Here is a 2643-nt window from a genome sequence, read left to right as displayed (position 1 = left end):
CCAATATTTGGTGGGTGCTTCCGCGCCCTCCGGCCACTCGATCAGCAGCCATTCCTCCGGCCGGCTTTCGGCAAGCCAGTAATCTCGATGTGCCGGACGGATGCGCACACGAGCAAAGCGCGAGGATAAGCGTTCTGCCGTCCCTTCACGCCACGTGATCTTGCGCCAAGCATCCATTGGCAGGTCAATCGCAAGCTTCTTAACTGAGATCGGTCGGTACTTGCCATCACGTCGAAGCAACTTCGGAGGCCGCCCGTTCCCCGACCACTTCTTCGGCGGCTGCGGCCCAGTGCCAGTGGGCCATACGGACGTTTGCGGCTGGATGCCGGCCACATAGTTCAAGCCGAGATCTGTTATGCCCGTACGCAGATCGGTATCAGTGCCATAGCCGGCGTCCATCAGCACTACGCCACGGGGCAAGTCCTCTGCATAGGCCCAGCGCAACTGTTCAAGCGCGATGGCCGGCTTGGTTTTGAAGGTGATCTCCTTGGGCACACCGGCTTTGCGCCGACGCGGACGGTCGGTCGCCCACTCCTTTGGTAGATAAAGCCGATACGCCACCGGCAGGCTTGCATCATGATTTGCGAGTGAAAGCGTCACAGCGACCTGACAATTGTCTTGTTTGCCCAACTGGCCGCAATATTGCCGTGCAACTCCGACCGAATGCCGCCCTTTCTTAGGAAAGCCCGTATCATCGATGATCCAAGCTTCGATCTCTCCGTGGCGTTCGATGACCGGCAGCACTAACTCACGGACCTTGGCCAACACTTGATGATCCGACCAGTCGCCTTGACCGACAAAATGCAACAATGCCTGATGTTGCGCTGCTGTCCGCTCAGGAGCTGTCATCGCCGCCATCGGCTCGACACTCTTGCGATCGCACGGCATCATCAGCCCGGTGCAGTAATCGCGAAGCGGTTTGGTCCGTCCCGCATGTCCGATCACGCTCGCAAGGCCCTCAATATATGTCGAAAACCGCGACGCTACGTCTCCCGATTTTGTCAGACCCATCTCAGCCTCCCCATACTGAAAAGTGAGTCTTCTCAAATACATGATTCTTCTCGGCAAAGGCCGCGACACTCTGACTCAGTAAGACTAGCAGTCTGCTGAAAAGCCCAGAAATTGAAGCATTGCTGTGTGTTTGGGCAGGTGGTTCTGGTGAGGTGTTCGAGTGTATGTGGCGCTCCTGAACGGCTACTTGCCTATGCCGTGGCCAGTTTGGGAACGCGGATCAGATTGTAGGCGATCAGGTTAAGCATGAAATCGGCGGCGACGCGACCGATGCCGCGATGTTTTGTCTTGCGCATCGTACCGTGCTGCTTGCCCCAGCCGAAGATGCATTCGGTCATCGCTCGGCGCGATTGCGACATGCCATAGCCCCGGTGGCGCGTGGTCCGTTCGTCGATGGCACTTCGGCGACTCTTGCCGGTTTTGGTGATGCCGTTGTTCTGCGTCACGTGCGGTGTGACGTTGATGGCGCGAAGATTGGCCACATGATCGGCCGTGTCATAGGCCTTGTCCTCACCGGCGGTGATACGATGGCCGGCCTCCTTGGCTTTGGTTTTGAGCATCTTCTCCGAGGCGCGACGCTCGGCGGTGCCGCTGGCGAGCGTGACCATGCCGGCCACGGCCAGCCCATGCCGGTTCTCCATGGTGGCGTGGCCCATATAGCAGAGCTTCGCCTCCCGTCCGGCGGCCTTGCGGTATAGCCGACTGTCGGGATCACTCGTACTCGCATGCGTGTCGTTCTTGCGCTTCTGGCCGTGGAAGTTCGCGCCGTCGTCGTCATCGCTGCCGTCCTTGGGGCGGAAGCTCTTCTGTGAAGCCCAAGCCTCAATCAACGTCCCGTCCACCGAAAAATGCTCGTCCGACAATAGCGGCTTGACCTGAGGATGGTTCAAAAGCTTGGTCATGAACTTCGTAAATATATCGCCGTTCTGCAGCCGCTCCCGGTTCTTCGTGAAGCTGGTCGGGTCCCAGACCGGATCGTCCGGCGACAGCCCCACGAACCAGCGGTACAAAAGATTGTAGTCCAATTGCTCCATGAGCTGTCGTTCCGACCGAATGCCGTAGAACACCTGCAGCAGCAACGCGCTCAGCAATTGCTCCGGAGGGATCGAGGGGCGTCCTTCGCTCGAATAGAGCTTCCCAAAGCTACGGTTCAACTCGCTCAGAACTTCCCGGACGAGCGTCCGAATCCTCCTCAGCGGGTGGTTCGATGGCACCCGCGCTTCCGGCGCAATGTACGAAAACAGCCCGCCCTGATCCACAAATGCGCCGCGCATGCGCCCCCCCCACCGATTCGTGATAAAAAATTGAATCAGCAAATTCTCGCTACGGCGAGAGGTTTTTCAGCAGACTGCTAGTCCTACTGCGTCATAAATTTCGATGACTACTTTGTCCTGAGATTGCTCTGATACAACAAGGGCATCGAGATAGTGTGGACGCGAGAGCGGCGCTCAGTTTCCGCCGGACAGTCGAGATCGAATTTGGAACGTGGCGTTCAGGCCGCAATGGCGGAACCCCTCGGGCGATAAGTTTCGGGAATTGTAGCCTCTTTGAAAAGCCCGGCGGAACCTGTTGCTGAGGGGGGAATCGTCTCCCGCTCGGAGACCAGGAATCCGTAGGCCGCGATGCACAGCG

At 58.3% G+C, this 2643-nt stretch carries 2 protein-coding genes; both read right to left on the bottom strand.

Annotated elements, in window-relative coordinates; all coding sequences use genetic code 11:
- On the bottom strand, nt 1-1011 hold a 1011-nt coding region (locus ACFFWD_RS29995; protein WP_376971495.1), incomplete at its 3' end, for an IS701 family transposase.
- Nucleotides 1012-1202: 191 nt separating this feature from the next.
- Nucleotides 1203-2285 (bottom strand): IS5 family transposase, encoded by a 1083-nt coding sequence (locus ACFFWD_RS29990; RefSeq protein ID WP_376971493.1) that lies wholly within the window; start codon nt 2283-2285, stop codon nt 1203-1205.
- Nucleotides 2286-2643: the final 358 nt, after the last annotated feature.

Origin of the sequence: Bradyrhizobium erythrophlei (assembly GCF_042430365.1) — a bacterium.
Taxonomy (GTDB): domain Bacteria; phylum Pseudomonadota; class Alphaproteobacteria; order Rhizobiales; family Xanthobacteraceae; genus Bradyrhizobium; species Bradyrhizobium erythrophlei.
Note: the sequence above shows the minus strand (reverse complement) of the source record. Positions and strands in the feature narration are given on the sequence as shown.